This is a genomic window from Sphingomonas beigongshangi (assembly GCF_016820445.1).
Classification (GTDB): Bacteria; Pseudomonadota; Alphaproteobacteria; order Sphingomonadales; family Sphingomonadaceae; genus Sphingomonas; species Sphingomonas beigongshangi.
Genome location: NZ_JADHDT010000001.1, coordinates 366,637 through 386,745, shown reverse-complemented (window position 1 = coordinate 386,745; position 20,109 = coordinate 366,637). Strand labels below are relative to the sequence as shown.

General features: G+C 68.9%; 13 protein-coding genes. 9 read left to right on the top strand and 4 right to left on the bottom strand.

Features of this window, described 5'->3' with window-relative positions:
• Window positions 1–75: 75 nt before the first annotated feature.
• The gene (locus IQ292_RS01845) at window positions 76–2,844 is read right to left on the bottom strand and encodes a TonB-dependent receptor (protein WP_203308596.1); all 2,769 of its coding nucleotides are present in this window, start codon (window positions 2,842–2,844) and stop codon (window positions 76–78) included.
• 285 nt (window positions 2,845–3,129) lie between these two features.
• Between IQ292_RS01845 and IQ292_RS01840 the strand changes: the two genes are divergently transcribed.
• From IQ292_RS01840 to nagE, 7 genes are all read left to right on the top strand, one after another.
• Entirely contained in the window at window positions 3,130–3,909 is a 780-nt protein-coding gene (locus IQ292_RS01840; RefSeq protein ID WP_338057567.1) for a copper homeostasis protein CutC, read from the top strand.
• Between the two features lie 70 nt (window positions 3,910–3,979).
• The gene (locus IQ292_RS01835) at window positions 3,980–4,717 is read left to right on the top strand and encodes a GntR family transcriptional regulator (RefSeq protein ID WP_203308594.1); all 738 of its coding nucleotides are present in this window, start codon (window positions 3,980–3,982) and stop codon (window positions 4,715–4,717) included.
• Between the two features lie 51 nt (window positions 4,718–4,768).
• Entirely contained in the window at window positions 4,769–5,773 is a 1,005-nt protein-coding gene (locus tag IQ292_RS01830; RefSeq protein WP_203308858.1) for an SIS domain-containing protein, read from the top strand.
• Window positions 5,770–6,906, top strand: a complete 1,137-nt coding sequence (gene nagA, locus IQ292_RS01825; protein WP_203308593.1) for an N-acetylglucosamine-6-phosphate deacetylase — start codon at window positions 5,770–5,772, stop codon at window positions 6,904–6,906. The genes IQ292_RS01830 and nagA overlap by 4 nt, the downstream gene beginning before the upstream one ends.
• The gene (gene galA, locus IQ292_RS01820) at window positions 6,903–9,809 is read left to right on the top strand and encodes a beta-galactosidase GalA (protein WP_203308592.1); all 2,907 of its coding nucleotides are present in this window, start codon (window positions 6,903–6,905) and stop codon (window positions 9,807–9,809) included. The genes nagA and galA overlap by 4 nt, the downstream gene beginning before the upstream one ends.
• A 325-nt stretch (window positions 9,810–10,134) precedes the next feature.
• Window positions 10,135–12,618, top strand: coding sequence for a phosphoenolpyruvate--protein phosphotransferase (gene ptsP, locus IQ292_RS01815; protein ID WP_203308591.1), 2,484 nt, complete (start codon window positions 10,135–10,137; stop codon window positions 12,616–12,618).
• Window positions 12,618–14,318 (top strand): N-acetylglucosamine-specific PTS transporter subunit IIBC, encoded by a 1,701-nt coding sequence (gene nagE / locus IQ292_RS01810; RefSeq protein WP_238940717.1) that lies wholly within the window; start codon window positions 12,618–12,620, stop codon window positions 14,316–14,318. The genes ptsP and nagE overlap by 1 nt, the downstream gene beginning before the upstream one ends.
• A gap of 67 nt (window positions 14,319–14,385) precedes the next feature.
• Here nagE and IQ292_RS01805 read toward each other — a convergent pair whose 3' ends face one another.
• Together IQ292_RS01805 and IQ292_RS01800 are read right to left on the bottom strand one after the other, a co-directional pair.
• Window positions 14,386–15,774, bottom strand: a complete 1,389-nt coding sequence (locus IQ292_RS01805) for a sensor histidine kinase (protein WP_203308590.1) — start codon at window positions 15,772–15,774, stop codon at window positions 14,386–14,388.
• Window positions 15,771–16,445 carry a response regulator gene (locus tag IQ292_RS01800; RefSeq protein WP_203308589.1) on the bottom strand — a complete coding sequence of 225 codons (675 nt, stop codon included), beginning with the start codon at window positions 16,443–16,445 and terminating at the stop codon, window positions 15,771–15,773. The genes IQ292_RS01805 and IQ292_RS01800 overlap by 4 nt, the downstream gene beginning before the upstream one ends.
• A gap of 184 nt (window positions 16,446–16,629) precedes the next feature.
• On the opposite strand from IQ292_RS01800, the gene IQ292_RS01795 reads away from it, so the two are divergent.
• Both IQ292_RS01795 and IQ292_RS01790 read left to right on the top strand, forming a co-directional pair.
• The gene (locus IQ292_RS01795) at window positions 16,630–17,256 is read left to right on the top strand and encodes a hypothetical protein (RefSeq protein ID WP_203308588.1); all 627 of its coding nucleotides are present in this window, start codon (window positions 16,630–16,632) and stop codon (window positions 17,254–17,256) included.
• Window positions 17,257–17,369: 113 nt separating this feature from the next.
• The gene (locus IQ292_RS01790) at window positions 17,370–19,025 is read left to right on the top strand and encodes a PAS domain-containing sensor histidine kinase (protein ID WP_203308587.1); all 1,656 of its coding nucleotides are present in this window, start codon (window positions 17,370–17,372) and stop codon (window positions 19,023–19,025) included.
• A gap of 172 nt (window positions 19,026–19,197) precedes the next feature.
• On the opposite strand, the gene IQ292_RS01785 is transcribed toward IQ292_RS01790, so the two are convergent.
• Window positions 19,198–20,100: an SGNH/GDSL hydrolase family protein gene (locus tag IQ292_RS01785; protein ID WP_203308586.1), complete on the bottom strand. Its 903-nt coding sequence runs from the start codon at window positions 20,098–20,100 to the stop codon at window positions 19,198–19,200.
• Window positions 20,101–20,109 lie beyond the last annotated feature (9 nt).

The window sequence follows — 20,109 nt, the reverse complement described above, 5'->3', positions numbered from 1 at the left end:
ACAAAAAAGGCCCCGGCATCGCTGCCGGGGCCGAGGGAGGGGCGGGTGCAAGCCCCGCCTCCCGGGGATGACGTGTCAGAAGCGCGCGGTCGCCATCAGCGAGAAGACGCGGCCGTTCTTGTAGACGGAGGTCGGCGCATCCGGCGTGCTGCTATACTGGTAGTAGGTTTCGTCCAGCAGGTTCTGGGCCGCGGCACTCAGTTGGACATTGTCGGTGATCGCATAGGAAATCGACGCGTCCAACTGACGATATGCATCGGTATAATCCTGGCTCTGCTGACGGCCGAACCGATAGAAGTACTTCGAGCGTCGGTTGTAGCTGAGCCGCGCCTGGAACGGCCCCTTTTCATAATAGGGCACGATCGTGACGACGTTGCGCGACAGATAGGGCAGGCCGGTCGGCAGTCCCGTATCGGCGTCGGTGAAGGTGTAGTTCGCCTGGATCCCGAACCCCCAGAGCAGGTTGGCGTTGCCGGTCAGCGAGAAGCCGGTGACCGTTGCCTTGCCGCCATTGACCGGCCTGCTGATCGAGTATGTCAGCGTTCGGCCCGTGACCGTATTGGTAATGGTGACGCCGTCGATGGTCTGATTGCCAATATAATTCGAGATGTCTCGATAGAAGATCTCACCCGAGATGTAGCTTGCTGGCGCGAAGTACCATTCGGTCGACAGGCCGAAGTTGGTTGCCGCATAGGGCTTCAGGTTCGGGTTGCCGCCACTGCCACTACGCGTCGTATCGTCCAGCGATAGCGAACCGGCAAGGTCGCTGTAACGGGGGCGAGCGATGACCTTTGCCGCCGAGCCGCGGATCACAACGCTGTCGCCCGCCTGGAAAATGAGGTTTGCGGCAGGCAGGAAGCGATTGTCGTCGGTCGATACGCGCGTCGGCGCGAAGAGGTTGTTACTCTGCGTGAAGAAGTTCGAAACGTCCTGCGTATGGACGTAGCGGCCACCGATGTTGCCGCGGAACTTGCCACTCTCGAAGTTCGCCTGGACGTAACCAGCGGCGATCCGTTCCTTCACAAGCCAGTAGCTGCTGGGGGAAAAGCCGCGGTCAACGTTGAAGTTGCCGTACTTCTGCAGCGTGGAGATGATGCCGTCCTTGTCCAGAGTCGCATAGGGCGTGCCGTTGCCGCCCGTGGACAGGCCGTCATACAAATCGTCCGCACGCACCACGAACGGCAGGTTCGCCAACGTGAAATTCTGATTGGTGTAGATCGCGTTGCTGCTTTCGGTGTTGCTGTTGGCGTGATCCGCATAGCGTGCGCCGAACAGGATCGTCTTCAGCGGCCCGAGGTCGACATCGTGCTTGAAGTTCACTTCGCCGAACGTCTCTTTGTCGACGGTGAAGCCGACCTGGAGCGGGATGCCGCCGATCTGCCGGGCGAAGAAGTTCTGTCCGCTATCCTTGACGTTCTCGCCGCCAAGCGCCGAGTAATTGCTCAGCCACTTGGTCGCGTCGCTCGCGGGCGAGGTCCAGTTCACATAAGTGTTGCGGCCGTTTGCGCCCGCCGTGAAGCCCTGTTGCGTACGGAAATCCAGCAGATATTCGGGATTCTTGCCGCCCGACGCGCGCGTCGCACCGACGTTGCCGGTGATTTCCCAGCCCTGCGGCCGCCAGTCGATCAGCATCGAGACCGTATCGTTCTTGATGCGGGTACGGCGGAATAACGTGTCGAGCTGGCCGGTCGCGCCCGTCTGTCCGGCGGGAATGCCGGAGAAGGTGGCGGAGTTCACGATGCCGGGCGACGCGCCGGAGGCGGGGATGTAGGTTGCCGCCGTCATCCGCGACCCCTCGTACCCGTAGGTATATTCCGAATTGGAAAGGTTGTCGTAGTTGCCGCGGATGATCAGCGCGGTGCCGGTGATCGTGAGATTGTCGGTCGGCTTCGCCTGAATGGCGAGGGAGCCGCCAATTCGCTGCCGTTCCTGCTTGAAGAATTCGTGCGCGAGGAACGACGCATAGCGGGCCTGACTGAACGCGTCGATCGTCGCCTTGTTGGGGAGCGATCCGTTGATCGTTGCGCCGCTGGCAACGGTACCGTTCGGGCCGTTGTAGACGATGTTGCCGTTGGCATCCTTCGGATAGCTTTCCAGCAACGCAGCGCCGGTCCGATACCAATAGACGGCTGTGCCGGCGCGGCTGAGCTGTTCCTTGTCGTAGTTGATCGCGCCGAGGATGCCGAAGGTATCGTCGTCGTTGTGCCAGCTATAGAGCGCATTGCCGCGGAAGCTGCCGCGCTTGGCGCGGTCGTTGTATTCGCCGCCCACGGTCAGCGACAGGGTGTTCGGCTTCAGGTCGAGCGGACGGCGGGTGACGATGTCCACGCTCGCGCCGATGGCGCCTTCCTGCAAGCGCGCCTCCGGCGTCTTGTAGACGATCGCTTGGCTGATGATCGCCGGCGATAGCAGCGAATAGTTGAACGTCCGGCTCGACCGGTCCGATGGATTGCCACCCCAGTCAGCCGAAGCGACGGAATGGCCGTCGATGGTCAGGCGGTTGAGGGCCGGTTCAACGCCGGCAATCGACAATTGCTCGCCCTCGCCGAACTGGTGATCGACGGTGACACCCGGCAGACGGGACAGGGATTCGGCGACATTGTTGTCCGCCAGCTTGCCGACGTCCTCGGCGCTGATCACGTCAACAATGGAATTCGCTTCGCGCTTGGTCTCGATAGCATCCTGCAGACTCTTGCGGATGCCGCGAACCACGATGTCGTTGTCGCGACTGGGGGCACCCTCGTCCTGCGTCGAAGCGGGCGGGTCGACCTGAGTCTGGGCGTGAGCGGAACCGGCGAGGCCGGCGAGTGCGGTGGTCACGAGGATAACGTGGCGCAGGCGCATAATCAAAATTCCCCCCTCTAAAACGATCCCGACCCGATCGGCGTGGATCGTCGTTGCTGCAGCCGGACCGGGCCGGCGGATGCGAGCCGCCGACCCGTGCTCTATAGGATCGTTTCGGCCCTTAACCGTATACGGCCATATACCAATTGAAGTCCAGAACGCTACCATAAAAATTGCATTATTGTTTCAGCGGCTACATTGGCCTTACAAACGAACATGTCGCTGCATCGGCGGACGCGGTCTGATAAGGCGACGCGGACACGACGCGGTCGGGAAGGGGCAGGCGTGACACGCGAAGGATCAGGGGCCAGGATCAATCTCGAAGTCTGCGTCGAATCGGTCGCCGGTGCGCGGGCGGCGATCGCTGGCGGGGCGGATCGTCTCGAATTGTGCTCGGCACTCGCGCTGGGCGGCCTGACACCGTCGCAGGGCCTGGTGGCCGCCGTAATGCCGGTGGCGAGCGCGGCTGGCATACCCGTGCGGGCGATGGTGCGCCCACGCGCGGGCGATTTCGCTTATGATGCGGACATGCTCGCGCTGGCGCAGACGGAGGCCGCGGCCTTGCTCGCGCAGGGCGTGGAGGGGCTGGTGTTCGGCGCGGCGCGTGGCGGGGCGCTGGATTGCGAGGCGTTGCGGACATGGGCGGCCGGCCTCGCACGGCCGTTCGCGCCGCCGGGCCTCACGCTGCATCGCGCCGTCGATCTGCTCGACGACCCGGTGTCTGCCGTCGATCAGGCGATCGCGCTGGGGTTCGACCGGATCCTGACGTCGGGCGGCGCCACAACAGCCTTCGAAGGGGCGGCCACGATCGGGGCGATGGCGCGGCAGGCAGGGGGGCGGATCAGGATCGTCGCGGGCGCCGGCGTGCGACCGGACGGTGTCGTGGCGCTGATCGCGGCGACGGGGGTTCGCGATGTCCATGCATCCGCCAGCACGGCGGACCGCGCCGACGATCCGGCGGCACTGCGTCTCGCTTTCGGCGCGCGGCCCCGCGTGACGTCATCCGACGTCGTCGCCGAATTGCGCGCTGCGATTGACGACATATCCAATCTAGGACAAATGTAATGCGGGCCGCGATCCCGCGTGCGTTACTTCCCAGTCCTGTCACCGCACATGCGCGGGCAAGGAGCCGCCAATGACCTTCATCAGCAAGATCGGGACGTTTCGCACGGACAATCCGTCGCCGCTCTACCTGCAGCTGCAACAGCTCATCCGGGACGCCATCGCGGGCGAACTGATCGCGCGTGGCGAGGCGATCCCCGCCGAGCGCGACCTCGCGACGGAATATGGCGTGTCGCGCATCACCGTGCGTAAGGCGATCGAGGGCCTGGTCGAAGAGGGCCTGCTGACCCGCCGACGCGGCGCCGGAACGTTCGTCGCCGGGCGCGTCGAAAAGAATTTTTCCAAATTGTCGTCCTTCACGGAGGACATGATCGCGCGCGGTCGCGTGCCGAGCAGCGCCTGGATTTCGCGCAGCAGCGGCATCGTCAGTCCGGAGGAATCGATGGCGCTGGCGCTGTCGCCGGGCGAGCCGGTGATGCGGTTCCAGCGGCTGCGCTTCGCCGACGAGGTCCCGATGGCGCTGGAGCTGTCGACGATCGCGGGCTTCTGCCTGCCGGGCGTCGATGCGGTCGATGCATCGCTGTACGAGGCGCTGACCGCCGCCGGACACCGACCGGTGCGGGCGTTGCAGCGCCTGCGCGCGGTGCCGTTCGGCGGCGATCACGCCCGCATGCTCGGTGTCGATCCTGGGTCGCCCGGACTGCTGATCGAGCGGCGCGGCTTCCTGCGCGACGGCCGCGCGGTCGAATTCACACGATCCTATTATCGCGGCGACAGCTACGACTTCGTGGCCGAACTCGCCGACGCCTGACCTGCACGACCTGGGGGACCCGACGTGACCACTGCCACCGCGACGACGCTGATGCGCGCGGAAACCCATGAGGCGGGCGCCGCCGTCGCGCGGTTGCTCGCGCGCAACGGCGAGGGGCTCGCCGCGCTCGGCGCCCGGCTCCGTAACGCGACGCCCGACGTGGTCGTCACCTGCGCGCGCGGCTCGTCGGACCATGCGGCGACCTACGGCAAATATTTGATCGAGACGATGGTCGGCGTGCCGGTCGCCTCCGCCGCGCCGTCTGTGGTGTCGCTCTTCGACGCGCCGGTAACGACGCGTCGCGCGCTGTGCCTCGCCATATCGCAGTCCGGCCGGAGTCCCGACCTGCTCGCCACGGTGGATGCGCATCGCCGTGGCGGCGCGCAGGTCGTGGCGCTGGTCAATGACGAGCAATCGCCCCTCGCCACCGGCGCGGACACGCTGCTGGCGCTGTGCGCCGGTCCCGAGCGGTCGGTGGCGGCGACCAAGTCCTGTATCGCGGCGATGGCCGCGCTCGCCGCACTGGTCGCCGCCTGGTCGCAGGATGCCGCACTGTCCGCCGCGGTCGCCACGCTGCCGCAGGCGCTTGACGACGCGGTGGCGCGCGATTGGGGCGCGGCGGTCGCGCCGCTGGCCGACGCGCGCCAGATGTTCGTGATCGGCCGTGGCTATGGCTTCGGTATCGCCCAGGAATGCGCGTTGAAGCTGAAGGAGACCTGTCAGCTGCAGGCGGAGCCGTTCAGCGCGGCGGAAGTCCGCCACGGTCCGATGGCGATCGTCGGAGAAGGCTTTCCCGTGCTCGCGCTCGCCACGTCCGATGCTGCGGGCGACGACGTTATGAGCGTGGCCCGCGCCTTCGCGGAACGCGACGCCGTGGTGCTGGCGGCACATGCTGGCGAGTTGACCGGGGCCTTGCCGGCGGCCGCCGCGCATCCCGCGATCGAACCGATCCTGATGCTCGCCAGCTTCTATGGCCTGGTGGAGCAGCTTTCGCGGCGGCGGGGGCTCGACCCCGATCAGCCGCCGCATCTCGCCAAGGTCACCCGGACGCTATGACCCTGCTTCATCGTTACGCCAACGGCCAGGTCGTGGTCGGCGATGCCTGCTGGCCGGGTGCCGAGATCGCGGTGACGGGCGACCGGATCTTCGCCATCCGTCCGCTCGCCGCGGATGCCGCCGACGCCGTAGATCTCGAGGGGGGCTGGTTGATGCCCGGCTTCATCGACACGCAGGTGAACGGTGGCGGCGGCGTGCTGTTCAACGACGAGACGAGCGTCGATGGCATCGCCGCGATCGGCGCGGCGCACGCGCGCTACGGCACCACCGCCTTTCTCCCGACGCTGATCAGCGACACGCCCGATCGTATCGCGCTCGCGCTCGATGCGGTGGACGACGCGATCGAGGCCGGCGTGCCCGGCGTGGTCGGCGTCCACATCGAGGGGCCGTTCCTCAACGTCGCGCGCAAGGGCATCCACGATGCGGCGCGCTTCCGCCTGCTCGACGATGCGATTGTCGCGTTGCTGACCAGGCCGCGTCGCGGGCGGGTGGTGGTGACCCTCGCGCCCGAACTGGCGGAGATGGAACAGATCGCGACGCTCGCCAGGGCCGGGGTGCGGGTCAGTGCCGGGCATAGCGAAGCGCCGTACGAGACGATGCTCGCGGCGTTCGATGCCGGACTGACGGGCGTGACGCATCTGTACAATGCGATGCCGCCGATGGTGCAGCGCACGCCGGGGCTGGTCGGCGCGGCACTCGACGATCCGCGGCCCTGGTGCGGGTTGATCGTCGACGGCGTCCATGTCGCGCCGGCGGTGCTGCGCATCGCGTTGCGCGCGCGCGGCACGGAGCGGATGATGCTGGTCACCGACGCCATGTCGTCGGTGGGCGCGACCGACAAGGATTTCGTGCTGCAGGGCCGCACGATCCGCGTCGCCGACGGCATCTGTTCGTACGAGGACGGGACGCTCGCCGGATCGGACCTCGACATGGCACAGGCGGTGGCGAACGCGATGGCGATGCTGGGGCTGGACCCGGTGACGGTCGCGCGGCTGGCTGCCGCCAATCCCGCCGCCTTCCTGGGCTTGAATCACGAAAGAGGGGCGCTCGCCGCCGGCCAGCGGGCGGACTGGGTGCAATTGTCGACCGCGATGGCGCCGGTCGCGACGGTGATCGGCGGGCACGCCGCATGACGATCGACCGGCGCCGGGTGTTGATGGGATCCACCGGCGTCGGTCTGTCGCTAACCTTGCCCGCCGGCCGCCTGATCGCCGCGCCTGCGCCAGGCGCCGGCGAGGCGGGGGCGCTGCCGATGCCGCCCGTCGGCGATACGCTGCCCGCGCCGCTGCCCGTCACGGACCCGTCCCGGATCGGCTTCGACGAGGGATGGCTGTTCCATGCGGGCGATATTCCGGTGCCGCCCGCGACCGACCACGAGCAGACCTATCTGCGCGCCAAGGCCGGTCATGCGGTCGGCGCGGCGGCGATGACCTATGACGACAGCGACTGGCAGGCGGTGACGCTGCCGCACGACTGGGCGAGTTTCCAGCCCTTCGTCGAGAGCGCCAACGTCAGCCAGGGCTATCGGCCGCGCGGCATCGGCTGGTATCGGCGCACCTTCCGGCTCGATCCCGCCGATCGCGGCAAGTACTTGGAACTGCAGTTCGACGCGATCGCGACCCATGCGACGATCTGGGTCAACGGCAGCGTCGCCGCGCACAATTGGTCGGGCTACAACAGCGTCTACATCGACATCACGCCGTTCGCGCGGTTCGGCGACGAGCCCAACGTCGTCGCGATCCGTGTCGATGCGGAGGCGATGGAAGGATGGTGGTATGAAGGCGCGGGCCTCTACCGCCACGCTTGGCTGGCCCGGCGGGCACCGGTGTCGATCGTCACCGACGGCGTGCATTGCGATCCGCGCAGGGGCGATTCGGGCTGGCACGTTCCCGTCACGGTGACAGCGCGCACGGTCGAGGCGGCGACGGCGACCGTCACCACGCGCGCGCGCCTGCTCGACCCGGACGGCCGAATGGTGGCGGAGGCGCGGTCGCAGCCCGTCGCGGTGTCGACGCTCGACACCGCCGATCTGACGCTGGACCTCGCGGTTCCGGCGCCGCGGCTCTGGTCGATCGAGACGCCTGTGCTCTACGCGGTCGAGGTGACGCTGGAGCGCGACGGCGCGACGCTGGATATCCGCCGCATCCCGGTCGGCTTCCGCACGATCCGCTTCGACGCCGATCGCGGCCTGTTCGTCAACGAACGGCCGGTCAAGATGAAGGGCGTGTGCCTGCATCAGGACCATGCCGGGGTCGGCGTGGCGGTGCCGGATGCGCTGCTCGCGTGGCGGCTGTCGCGGCTGAAGGACATGGGCTGCAACGCCATCCGCTGTTCGCACAATGCGCCCTCGTCGGCTTTCCTGCATCTGACCGATCGCATGGGTTTCGTCGTCATGGACGAGAACCGCAATTTCGATCCGGCGCCCGACTATATGGCGCAACTGGAATGGATGGTGCGGCGTGACCGCAATCATCCCAGCGTCATCCTGTGGTCGGTGTTCAACGAGGAGCCGATGCAGGGTACGCCCGCGGGCGTCGAGATGGTCCGCCGCATGGCCGCAGCGGTCCACCGGCTGGACGGCAGTCGCCCGGTCACCGCGGCGATGAACGGGTCCTTCTTCGAGCCGGTCAACGTGTCCACCGTCGTCGAGGTGATGGGCTTCAACTACTACCAGTCCGACTATGATCGATTCCACGCGCTTAACCCGCGCAAGCCGACGACCAGTTCCGAGGATACCAGCGCGTTCATGACGCGTGGCGCCTATGCCAACGATCCGGCGGCGCATGTCATCACGTCGATGGACACGGAGGCCGCTTCATGGGGCGGGACGCATCGTGAAACCTGGCGGCGGATCGCGGAGCGGCCGTTCGTCGCGGGCGGCTTCGTGTGGACCGGGTTCGACTATCATGGCGAGCCGACACCCTATGCCTGGCCAACGATCGCCAGCTTCTTCGGCATCCTCGACCTGTGCGGCTTTCCCAAGACGGCCTATGACATCCATCGCGCGCAATGGATCGACGATGCCCCGGTGATCGGCCTCGCGCCGCACTGGACCTGGCCGGGCCGCGAGGGGCAGTCGATCGACGTGCTGGTGCTCTCCAACACGGAGCGGGTCGTGCTCAAGCTCGACGGCCGCGTGGTCGGGGAGGCTAAGGGCGATCGCATCATGGGTAACAGCTTCACCGTCCCCTATGCACCGGGGACGCTGGAAGCGCTGGGCTATAACGGTGGTCGCCTCGTCGCGCGCGCGGCGCATGCCACCGTCGGCGCGCCGGTCGCGCTGCGGTTGACGCCGGCGCGGCGAGTGATGGCGGGCGATGGCGTCGACGTACAGCCTTTCACCGTCGATGCGGTCGACGCCGCCGGGCGCCACGTGCCCACCGCCAATCTCCCCGTGCGCTTCGCGGTCGAAGGCGGGACGATCATCGGGCTGGGCAATGGCGATCCCAACAGCCACGAATCGGAAAAGGGCGACGCACGGTCGTTGTTCAACGGCCTGGCGCAGGTGATCGTGCAGGCCGGTGGCGGGCGCGGCCCCCTGACGCTGCGGGCCACCGCGCCGGGATTGCGGCCCGCAAGCGTTCGCGTCGACCGGCTTGCGGTGGCGACACCGGCGCAGGTGCCGCCGCTGGCGTCCGCGACGCGTATCGAGGGCTGGCGCGTCTCTCCGCCGCTTGCCGCGAAACCCGATCCTGCCTTCGCGCCGGCGGATGGCGACAACAACAGCTGGGCCTTCCAGCGTAGTGGCGTCGCGACGCCACCGGACGCGAGCCCTGCCTGGCGGCTGTATCGCGCCAAGCTGACGCCGCCGCGCCGCGTCATGCGGGACGGCGGCACGCTGACGCTGGATAACGTGTCGGGAAAAGCGGAAGTGTGGATCGACGGGAGGCAGATCGCGCGCAAGGCGGATCCGCGCCCCGCGCCGCTGACGGCGCCTGTTCCGGCGGGGCAGGGCGAGCGGACCGTCGTGCTGATCGTGCAATCGCAGGCGGGGGCGGTGTCCGGCGTCGGCGGCTCCGCAACGGTCGCGCCCTGACGATCGTCGGACTGCCACGGCTCTAGGCTTTACAGGCAACGACATCGCGCTCTTGTCGCGACGCGCCCTAGTCTGGTCAGCGTGTGCCAGGCCCATCCAGCCTTGCTCGATCGCACGCCAGACCCTCTTCCCCGAACGAGCGGCCAGCGAGCGGCGCCACTCTGGTTGGTTTTCGGCGCGCTGGCGGCAGAGTGGGCGATCACGCCGCTTGGCGGACCGATCCGTCTCATGACCGCGCCACACAATCGTAACAAAATGGTCTTTAATAGGTATTGTCAGCCGGCCCGCTTAGGATACGATAGTCGAATGGGTCGGGGACGTGCAGATGGTTGAGGTGAAATTGGCGGCGCCGCTGCAAGGCTGGGCGATGCCGCTCGCGACGGTGCCCGATCCGGTGTTCGCGCGTGGCATGATGGGCGATGGCATGGCGATCGACCCGGTCGGCGACACGCTCTACGCACCCTGCGACGCACGCGTCGTGTCGATCCACGCGGCGGGTCATGCCGTCACGCTGGATGCGGGGGAAGGCCTTCGGCTGCTGGTACATGTCGGGATCGACACGGTGACGCTGGCCGGCGCGCCGTTTTCCGCCTGCGTCGCGGCGGGCGAGACCGTGCGGGCAGGCGATCCCTTGCTGCGCTTCGATCTCGACGCGGTCGTCCAGGGAGCGACCGCGGCAGCGACGCCGATCCTGGTCGTCGAGCCTGAAGGCGCGACCATTTCCGCGCGCGCCGAAGAGGGGCCGATCGCCGTCGGCGACCCGCTATATGTCGTGACGATGGGCGATAAGGGTGCGGAGGCGACCGCACAGACCGGCGAGACGCTGCGTCACGCCATGACCGTCGGGCTGCCGCACGGACTGCATGCGCGTCCGGCCGCGCGTGTCGTTGCGGCGGCGCGAGAGACGGGCGCGGCGGTGACGCTGGTCAGGGGCGATCGCCAGGGCGCGGCGACGAGTCCCGTATCGCTGCTGTCGCTCGGCCTTGCGCAGGGCGACGCGGTGACGATCGAAGCGCGGGGCGCGGGGGCCGCGGCGGCGATCGCCGCGATCGTGCCGCTGCTGACAGCGGAGGTCGACGCTACGCCGACCGCGCGCCCGCATTCTGCGCCGACGATCCCTGCGACGGTCGATCCCGACGCCGCGGTCGGCGTCGCAGCGGCGCCCGGTCTGGCGATCGGCACCGCGTGCTGGCTGCGCCCGGTGGTGCCCGACATAGCCGCGACCTGCGACGATCCGGCGGCCGAGCAGGCGAGGCTGACCACTGCGATCGGCGCGGTCGGCGCCGCGCTAGACGCGGGCGGTCATGGCGCGCAGCTTGCGTCGGTGATGGCGGCGCATCGCGCGATCCTCGACGATCCCGACCTGATCGCCGCCGCCCGACGGGCGATCGACGCGGGCGCGTCCGCTGCCGCGGCGATCCTTGCCGCCGCGGCCGCACAGGGCGCGCGGCTGCGCGCGTCTGGCAACGCCCGGGTCGCGGAACGCGCCGACGATATCCATGATGTCGCGCTGCGCGTCGTCCACGCACTGCTGGGCACGACCGCGGAGGCCCCGGTCCTCCCGCATCGCGCGATCCTGGTGGCGCACGACCTGCTGCCATCACAACTCGCGGCACTGGACGCGCGGCGACTGGCGGGGATCGCACTGGCCGGCGGCGGCCCGACGTCGCATGTCGCCATCCTCGCTGCCGGACTGGGCGTCCCGATGGTCGTAGCGCTCGGTGCCGCGATCGACGGCGCGGCGGACGGCGCGACCGTGATCCTCGATGGCGATGCCGGTACGCTCGTTGCCGCGCCGACGACGGATCGCCTCGCGGCCGCGACGACGACGATCGCCGAACGGGCGGCGGCGGAAGCGGCCGCGCGCGCGGCGGGTGATCGGCCCGCGAGGACGCGCGACGGCACGGCCGTGTCCGTCTTCGCCAATCTCGGCTCCGTCGAGGACGCGCGGGCCGCGGCGGCGACGGGCGCGGAAGGCTGCGGCCTGTTGCGGACCGAATTCCTGTTCCTCGACCGCGCGACGCCGCCGACGCTCGACGAACAGAGCGCGGACTATGCCGGTGTCGTCGCCGCGCTCGCCGGCAAGCCGGTGGTGATCCGCCTGCTCGACGTCGGCGGTGACAAGCCGGCGCCCTACCTCGACCTTCCTGCGGAGGAGAATCCGGCGTTGGGCGTACGCGGCATTCGTGTCGGGCTGGCGCAGCCTGCGGTGCTGGAGACGCAACTGCGCGCCATCCTCGCGGTGCCAGACCGCGCCGCCTGTCGGATCATGGTGCCGATGGTGGCGAGCGGCGACGAGATGGCGCAGGTGCGCGCGATGCTCGACCGGCTGCATGACGAGATCGGCGGCGCGCCGGTTCAGCTCGGCGCGATGGTCGAGACGCCCGCCGCGGCAGTGACCGCGGACCTGATCGCCGCACATGCCGATTTCCTATCGATCGGCAGCAACGACCTCACCCAATATGTGCTGGCGATGGATCGCGGCAATTCCGCGCTGGCTGGCGGTATCGACGGCCTGCATCCGGCGGTGCTGCGGCTGATCGGCCAGACATGCGCACGGGCCGCGACCACGGCGACGCCGGTGAGCGTCTGCGGCGGCCTGGCCGCCGACCCTCTCGCCGCGCCGATCCTGGTGGGTCTTGGCGTGCGCACCCTGTCGGTGCCGCCGGCGCGCGTGCCCGCGATCAAGGCGCTGATCGCCCGTCTCGATCTCGGCGCGGCGGAGGCGCATGCGCGGGCCGCGCTCGATACGCCATCCGCATCCGCCGTCCGCGCGCTGGCGCGTGCCTTTGCCGAGGAGATGCGCTGATGTCGCGCGGACGTTTCAATCCGATGGCGTTCCTCCAGCCGCTCGGCCGCGCGCTGATGCTGCCGATCGCGGTGCTACCCGTCGCCGGCCTGCTGCTGCGCGTCGGTCAGCCCGATATGCTGAACATCGCGTTCGTCAGCGCCGCCGGCGACGCGATCTTCGCGCATCTCGGCCTGCTCTTCGCGGTCGGCGTCGCGACGGGGTTCGCGCGTGACGGCAACGGCGCGGCGGCGATGGCGGGCGTGGTCTGCTACCTCGTCGTCGGCAATTGCGCGCAATTGTTCTTTGCCGTGCCCCCGGGCGCCGTGCCTGCGGGATTGGAGGACAAGCTTTCCGCGACGCTGACCGCGGCGTGGAAGGCGGCGGCGATCGACAAGCTGCAGGTGCCGATCGGCATCATCGCCGGACTGGTCGGCGGCGGCTTCTACAATCGGTTCGCGACGGTGAAGCTGCCCGACTATCTCGCATTCTTCGGCGGGCGACGGCTGGTGCCGATCCTGGCGGGAATCGCGGGTCTCGTCATCGGCGGTCTGCTGGGGCCGAGCTATGGCGCGATCAGCGCGGGCGTGGACGGCCTCAGCCGCGGCGTCGTCGCGGCCGGTGGCTGGGGCCTGTTCGCGTTCGGCGTGCTCAATCGGCTGCTCATCGTCACCGGGCTGCACCACATCCTGAACAACGTCGCCTATTTCGTCGTCGGCGATTATCACGGCAAGACGGGCGACCTGACGCGCTTCTTCGCCGGCGATCCGACCGCGGGCGGTTTCATGAGCGGGTTCTTTCCGGTCATGATGTTCGGCCTGCCCGCCGCCTGCCTTGCGATGTACCGGACTGCGCTGCCCGAGCGGCGCAAGGCGGTCGGCGGCATGCTGCTCAGCCTAGCGCTGACCTCGTTCCTGACCGGCGTCACCGAGCCGATCGAGTTCAGCTTCATGTTCCTCGCGCCCGTGCTCTATGCGATCCATGCGCTGCTGACCGGGGCGGCGGAGGCGCTGATGAACGCGCTGGGCGTCCGGATGGGCTATGGTTTTTCGGCCGGGCTGTTCGACTATCTCCTGAACTTCGGCAAGGCGACGAAGCCGCTGCTGCTGCTGCCGGTCGGCCTGCTTTACGCCGGGCTGTACTATGGCCTGTTCCGATGGGCGATCGTGCGGTTCGACCTGAAGACGCCAGGACGCGAGCCGCTGGAGGCAGCGGCGACGTCGATGCCCGCCCCCGCGACCGCCGATGCGAAGGCCGCCGCGTTCGTGGCCGCGCTGGGCGGCGCGAGCAACCTGCGCGCCATCGATGCCTGTACGACGCGGCTGCGGCTGACCGTCGCCGACGCCCAGGTAATCGACGAGCCGCGCCTGAAGGCGCTGGGGGCGCGTGGCGTGCTGCGCCCGTCGCCGACGGCGGTGCAGGTGATCGTCGGTGGTATCGCCGATGGTCTCGCGATGGACATGCGCGCGGCGCTCGACGCCGATCCGGTGCCGCCGGCCGCGCTTGACGTCGCACCGGCGGCACCGGTGGTGCTACCGGACGGGCTGCTCGCGGCCCTCGGCGGACAGGCCAATGTCGCAGCCGCCTCCGCGCATGCGGGGCGCTATCGCGTGCGCGTCGCCGATCGCTCGCGGGTGGACGAGGCGGCACTGGCGGGCGCCGCGCGGATGATCGCCTGGCCGGTGCCGGACGTCGCGCACATTCTGGTGGTCGCGATCTGATCCCGCGCCGGGCGATCGGCTGACGCGGGCCGGCGTTCCGCTCGATCGCGTCGTCCGGATCGGACCCTCAGGATAGGCGCGGCAGCGTCAGTCGCGCGCGCAATCCGCCCATGTCTGCGGCGCCGAGCGTCAGCGTGCCGCCATAGAGTTCCGCCAGTTCCGCGACGATCGCGAGCCCGAAGCCATAGCCCGGCTGACGCTCGTCCAGCCGCACGCCTGGCTGCAGCGCCTGCGCGCGCGCCGCCGGCGAGAGGCCTGGCCCGTCATCGGCAATGTCGATCGCCCAGATCGCGTCGCCGGGCGTGGCATTGATCTCCACGATCGCCGAAGCATGGCGACAGGCATTGTCGATGAGGTTGCCCAGCATCTCCTCCAGGTCCTGACGCTCGACCGCGACGGCGGCTTGTGCCGGTATCGTCGATCGGATTGCGATCTCCCGCTCGGCGTGGATGTGCCGCAGCGCGCCGGCGACGTCGCGGGTCACGCTGGCCAATTCGGTCCGCGCACGTGTCCCGGCGGACGGTGCGGCGCTGCGGGCGCGGCGCAGGTGATGCGCGATGCGCTCGCCGAGTTCCGCGACGAGGCCGCGCGCCTCCGCGGACGCCTGCTCGCGGTCCAGACGCAGCGCCAATGTCGCCAATGGCGTCTTCAACCCATGGGCCAGATTGGCGACGTGGTGCCGCGCATTGGCGAGGCCGGCTGCATTCTGAGCGATCAGGGCGTTGATCTCCGCCGCCAGCGGCACCAGCTCGCGCGGCTGATCGATGGGCAGCGCGTTGTCGTCACCCGCACGGACGCGGGCGACCGCGTCCTGCAGGCGGCGGATGGGGCGAAGCCCGACGCGCAACTGTACCCAGGTCGCTGCGGCGAGACCCAGGCCGAGCAGCGCGAGGGCGCCCGACAGCGTGCCGATCGCCGCCCGGATCGGTCGGCGTACGAGTGCGCGCGGGGCCGCGGCGACCACCTCTGCGGTGCCGCCCGCGACGGGCATGGTCAGCCGCCGCAGGTGGATCGGCTCGCCATCGGCGCCGCGGACATCGCCGGGCATGATCGGCGCCGGCGGCGGGGGCGCCGCGACGGGCGATGCCTCGGAAGGGGGCGGGGGACCGGGTAGCGGCGGATGGCGATCACGGGGAGGCGGGCGATCCGCGTCCGCCACGTCGCCGATGCGCGCACCAAGCCGCCATTCGCCCGCCGGGGTCCGTACCCGCCATCCCCAGCCGGATCCCGTTCGGGAGAAGCCGGGCAGATCGACGACCCGTGCAGGATCCAGACGCCCCTGCGCGTCGATCGCGCGGGCAAGGACGGTCACCTGTGCGTCCAGCCGTTCGTCGAGCCCCTGCATGACGAAACGCTCCAGCACGCCGCCGATCGCGAACGCCGCGAAGGCGAGCGCGGCCAGACCGCTGACCCCGGCCACGAGCAGCAGGCGTGCGTGGAGCGACAGCCGGCTCACGTCGCCACCGCGTTGCCCGCGGTGAGGCGATAGCCGCGACCGCGTACCGTCTCGATCATGTCCGCGCCGATCTTTCGACGCAGCCGCGCGACGATCACCTCGAGCGAATTCGAGTCGCCCTCCGCATCATATTCGTAGACCCGTTCGAGCAACTCGCCGCGATCGACCACCATTTCCCGGCGCAGCATCAGGGCGGACAGGACGCGCCATTCGAACGCGGTCAGCTTGAGCGGCAGGCCATCGAGATCGAAATGCCCGACCTGCGTATCATAGCCGAGCCGCCCGCATGTTACCCGCGCGGCGGCATGGCCCGCCGCACGCCGGACGAGCGCGCGCAGCCGCATCACCACCTCCTCGATCCGGAACGGCTTGGTCAGATAGTCGTCGGCGCCGGCCTTGAAGCCCGCGACCTTTTCCGACCAGGCATCGCGCGCGGTCAGGATCAGCACGGGCAGGTCGCGCCCCGCCTTGCGCCACGCCGCCAGCACGGACAGTCCGTCGATCACCGGCAATCCGAGGTCGAGGACGGCGGCGTCATACCGTTCGGTGTCGCCGAGGTGCAGCCCGTCCTCGCCGTTCCGCGCGAGGTCGACGGCGAAATTCTCGGCCCGCAGCGCGCGGGCGATCTCGCTGCCCAGATCCTCGTCGTCCTCGACCAGCAGGATGCGCACCGTCTTCGTCTCCCTGACCCGCCGCGCCGATCGCGCCCGGGCTCGGCCACGATGGACCGAATGCGGACAGGAACGCCGTCTAGGCAAGAAAGCCAAACCGAAACTGAACGATCCGGTTCAGTCTGGCCGCTACCCGATGCGCGTAAATCCCCGGATGTCATCTGACGAAGAGGAGGTTTTGAAAATGGTTTTTGCTACTCCCAAGGCGCGTATCGCCATGGCCGGCGCCGCTTTGCTGCTCGCGGGCGGCGGGATCGGGTCGGCGATCACCCATGCGGTGGCGCCAGAGCGGGTGATGGCCGCGGCGCCGCCGGTGCGCATCGGTTCGCTCGCCACGATGCAGGCGCCGATCCTGGGCGACCCGATCGCGACCGTGCGTGGCCGCATCGCCGAACAGTTCGGCAATCGCGTGGTGCTCGACGACGGCAGCGGTCGCGTGCTGGTCGACACGGGGCCGGGCCGCGACGGGCCCACGCTCGCCATCGGCCAGACGATCACGGCGCAGGGACGGTATGGCGACGGTTCGATCCACGCCATGTATCTGATCGGCGCCGATGGGCGCACCTACGCGACGGGTCGCCCGCCGCATGGGCCGCATCCGGGCGGTCCGGACGGTCCCGGTGGACCGCGCCCCGACGGCCCCCCGCCGCATGGCGGCCGCGGCCCGGGGGATGCGGGACCGCCGCCGCCCCCGCCGCCGGGACCTGCCGGCCAGCCGCCGATGCCGGGCGCGGGCACGATGCCCGGTGGCCAGCCTGGCGCGGCGCCGGCAGTGCCGCCCCAGGCTCCTACCGCGGTGCCGAAAGGCTAATATTAAGTTGTGTTTACTCAGTGACTTGATCGACGCTCGTGGTCGCCGTCCGGTTCCGTACCGGGCGGCGATCCGCCTGTTGTGCGCGCGCCGGATTACCGTATGCTGACCGCATGGGAGACGATCGATCGGGTCAGCCGTGGGGGCACGGCGCCGACGCTGGAGCGTCCACGGATGCCGCGCGCGCGCAGCTTGCGCTCGCCGCCTCGATCATCGAGGCCGTGCCCGGGGTCGTCTTCGCCAAGGATCGCCAGGGTCGGCTGATCCTGGGCAATGCCGGCACGACGGCGCTGATCGGCCTGCCGCCCGAAGACTATATCGGCCGCACCGACCTGGAGGTGCTGCGCGATCGCGATCAGGCGCTGCGGGTGATGGCGAACGACCGTCGCATCATGGAGACGCAGGAGGCCGAGCAGATCGAGGAGGAGGTGAGCCTGCCCGACGGCACGCGCGCCGTCTGGCTGTCCACCAAGGCGCCGCTGTTCGATGCCGCGGGCGAGGTGATCGGTCTGGTCGGGTCTTCGCTCGACATCACCGAGCGCAAGCAGGCCGAGGAGGAAAGGCTGGCACTCAACACCATGCTCGAGCAGCGCGTGGCCGCCGCGATCGCAGAACGCGAGCAGGTCGAAGAGGCGATGCGTCAGTCGCAGAAGATGGAGGCGGTCGGGCAGCTGACCGGCGGCGTCGCCCACGACTTCAATAATCTGCTGACCATCATTCGATCGTCGGTCGACCTGCTTCGCCGTCCTGACCTGCCCGACGACCGCCGCCGCCGGTATCTCGATGCGGTATCCGATACCGTCGATCGCGCAGCCCGCCTGACGCGGCAATTGCTCGCCTTTGCCCGGCGTCAGACGCTGAAGCCCGAAACGTTCGACGTCTGCTGCAAGCTTTCCGAGGTGGTCGACATGCTCGATACGCTGACCGGCGCACGGGTGGATATTGCGCTGCAACTGCCCGAGCAGCCGTGCTTCATCGATGCGGACCTCAGCCAGTTCGAGACGGCGCTCGTCAACATGGCGGTGAACGCCCGCGATGCGATGGACGGAACCGGCACGATCACGCTGCGCGTGACCGCGCATCGCACGCTTCCCGCGATCCGCGGCCATGCCGGATCGCCGGGCCCGTTCGTCGCGGTCAGCGTCGTCGACCATGGCGAGGGGATCGCGCCCCAGCATCTGGCCGCGATCTTCGAGCCCTTCTTCACCACCAAGGGCGTTGGGAAGGGGACCGGGCTCGGCCTCAGCCAGGTGTTCGGCTTCGCCAAACAGTCCGGCGGCGACGTCGAGGTCGAGAGCACGCCGGGGCAGGGCAGCACCTTCACCTTATACCTGCCGCAAGTGTCCGAACCTGCGCAGGGGGCAAAAAGCGTGAACGTGACGGTCGCTCCGCGCGGTCACGGCAGCCACGTGCTGGTCGTGGAGGACAACGTCGAGGTCGGTGGTTTCGCGTCGCAGATCCTGGAGGACCTCGGCTATCACCCCCATTGGGTGACCAACGCCGATGCGGCGCTCGCCAAGCTGGGGCGCGACGGCGGCGGGTTCGACATCGTCTTTTCCGATGTGGTGATGCCCGGGATGGGCGGCGTCGAGCTGGCGCATACCATCCGCGCGCGTTTGCCCCATCTGCCGGTGATCCTCGCATCGGGATACAGCCATGTACTGGTCGACGATGCCGAGCATGGCTTCCCGTTGCTGAACAAGCCCTATTCCGCCGAGCAGTTGTCGAGCGCGCTACGCGCGACGTTGCGGGGGCAGCAGATCGGCTGAGGCGGGTCGCTAGAACTAGATCCGCATGCATGGAAGCGGTACCGGCAATCACCCCCACCCGGTCGCCCGCTCAGCATATCCCGGATGGGCGGCCGGGTGGGGTAAGGGCCGGTACCGCGCCGATCCGGCTTTGCTGGATCGCACACAAAGGCGTTCGCTCGTCCGCGCCGTATCAGCCGCGCCCACGAACCGCGGCGAGTTGCTCTGCCGCGACGCGTTGCAGCGAAAGCGCAAGGTCGGGCGACAGGCCCAGTTCGTCGGCGGCGCGTTCGTTCGCGCCGAGCATGCGCGGATCGAGGCCTGTGACCCTGCCGAACACCATGAGCGCTTCCAGGTAATAGCCGGCGATGCTGGCATGATATTGGTCGTAGGACCATAGATTGACCTGGCCGAAGGTGATGCCGTCATACGGATCCGGATCGGCGACATGCTGCGCCATCGCGCGGGTCCAGGCTTGGCCCACGCTGATGACGCCCGTCGCGCCGCTCGCGCGCCGCGCGCGTTCGGCGGCCGCGGCGAGGTCGTCGGCCATGGCCGCGATGCCCCGCCCGTACCAATGGCCGCCGGGGCGGTAGGTCTGGTCCGCTCGGCTCCATGTCGCGGTAAGCTCGATCCGGGCGCCGGGATTGCGCGCCCGGAACAGCCGGGTCAGCCGTTCCACGGCCGACAGATATCTGCCGGAATCGCCAGGTCGCTCCGCGTCGAGCGTGCTATATTCCTGCAGCACGACGACATCCCATGCGCGGTCGAACAATTGCCGTCGCTCGTCATAGTGGAACGCAAGACTGCGCCCGCCCTGCGTCTCCAGGCTGACCGCGTAGCGCAGCCCCGCTTCTTCGGTGAACTCCTTGAACAGCGCCGGGACGCCGCCATAGCGTTGGCCGGTGAGATCGACGACCCGATCCGCATGCCAATTGCGCACCGCCGAATGCGCGCCCTGCGTGAAGCTATTGCCGATGAACAGGATCGAGCGCTGGGTCGGCGCGGTCGGCGGTGGCGAGACGCGCTGACTTGTGCGAGCTTGCACAGCGGACGGTATCAGGGCGAGGAGCAGCGCGGGAAGCAGGCGGATCATCCATGCCTC

Coding starts and splice junctions, on each gene's coding strand:
- galA (WP_203308592.1), top strand. CDS start 6,903: ATGACGATCGACCGGCGCCGGGTGTTGATGGGATCCACCGGCGTCGGT.
- IQ292_RS01835 (WP_203308594.1), top strand. CDS start 3,980: ATGACCTTCATCAGCAAGATCGGGACGTTTCGCACGGACAATCCGTCG.
- nagA (WP_203308593.1), top strand. CDS start 5,770: ATGACCCTGCTTCATCGTTACGCCAACGGCCAGGTCGTGGTCGGCGAT.
- ptsP (WP_203308591.1), top strand. CDS start 10,135: ATGGTTGAGGTGAAATTGGCGGCGCCGCTGCAAGGCTGGGCGATGCCG.
- IQ292_RS01785 (WP_203308586.1), bottom strand. CDS start 20,100: ATGATCCGCCTGCTTCCCGCGCTGCTCCTCGCCCTGATACCGTCCGCT.
- nagE (WP_238940717.1), top strand. CDS start 12,618: ATGTCGCGCGGACGTTTCAATCCGATGGCGTTCCTCCAGCCGCTCGGC.
- IQ292_RS01790 (WP_203308587.1), top strand. CDS start 17,370: ATGGGAGACGATCGATCGGGTCAGCCGTGGGGGCACGGCGCCGACGCT.
- IQ292_RS01845 (WP_203308596.1), bottom strand. CDS start 2,844: ATGCGCCTGCGCCACGTTATCCTCGTGACCACCGCACTCGCCGGCCTC.
- IQ292_RS01795 (WP_203308588.1), top strand. CDS start 16,630: ATGGTTTTTGCTACTCCCAAGGCGCGTATCGCCATGGCCGGCGCCGCT.
- IQ292_RS01830 (WP_203308858.1), top strand. CDS start 4,769: ATGCGCGCGGAAACCCATGAGGCGGGCGCCGCCGTCGCGCGGTTGCTC.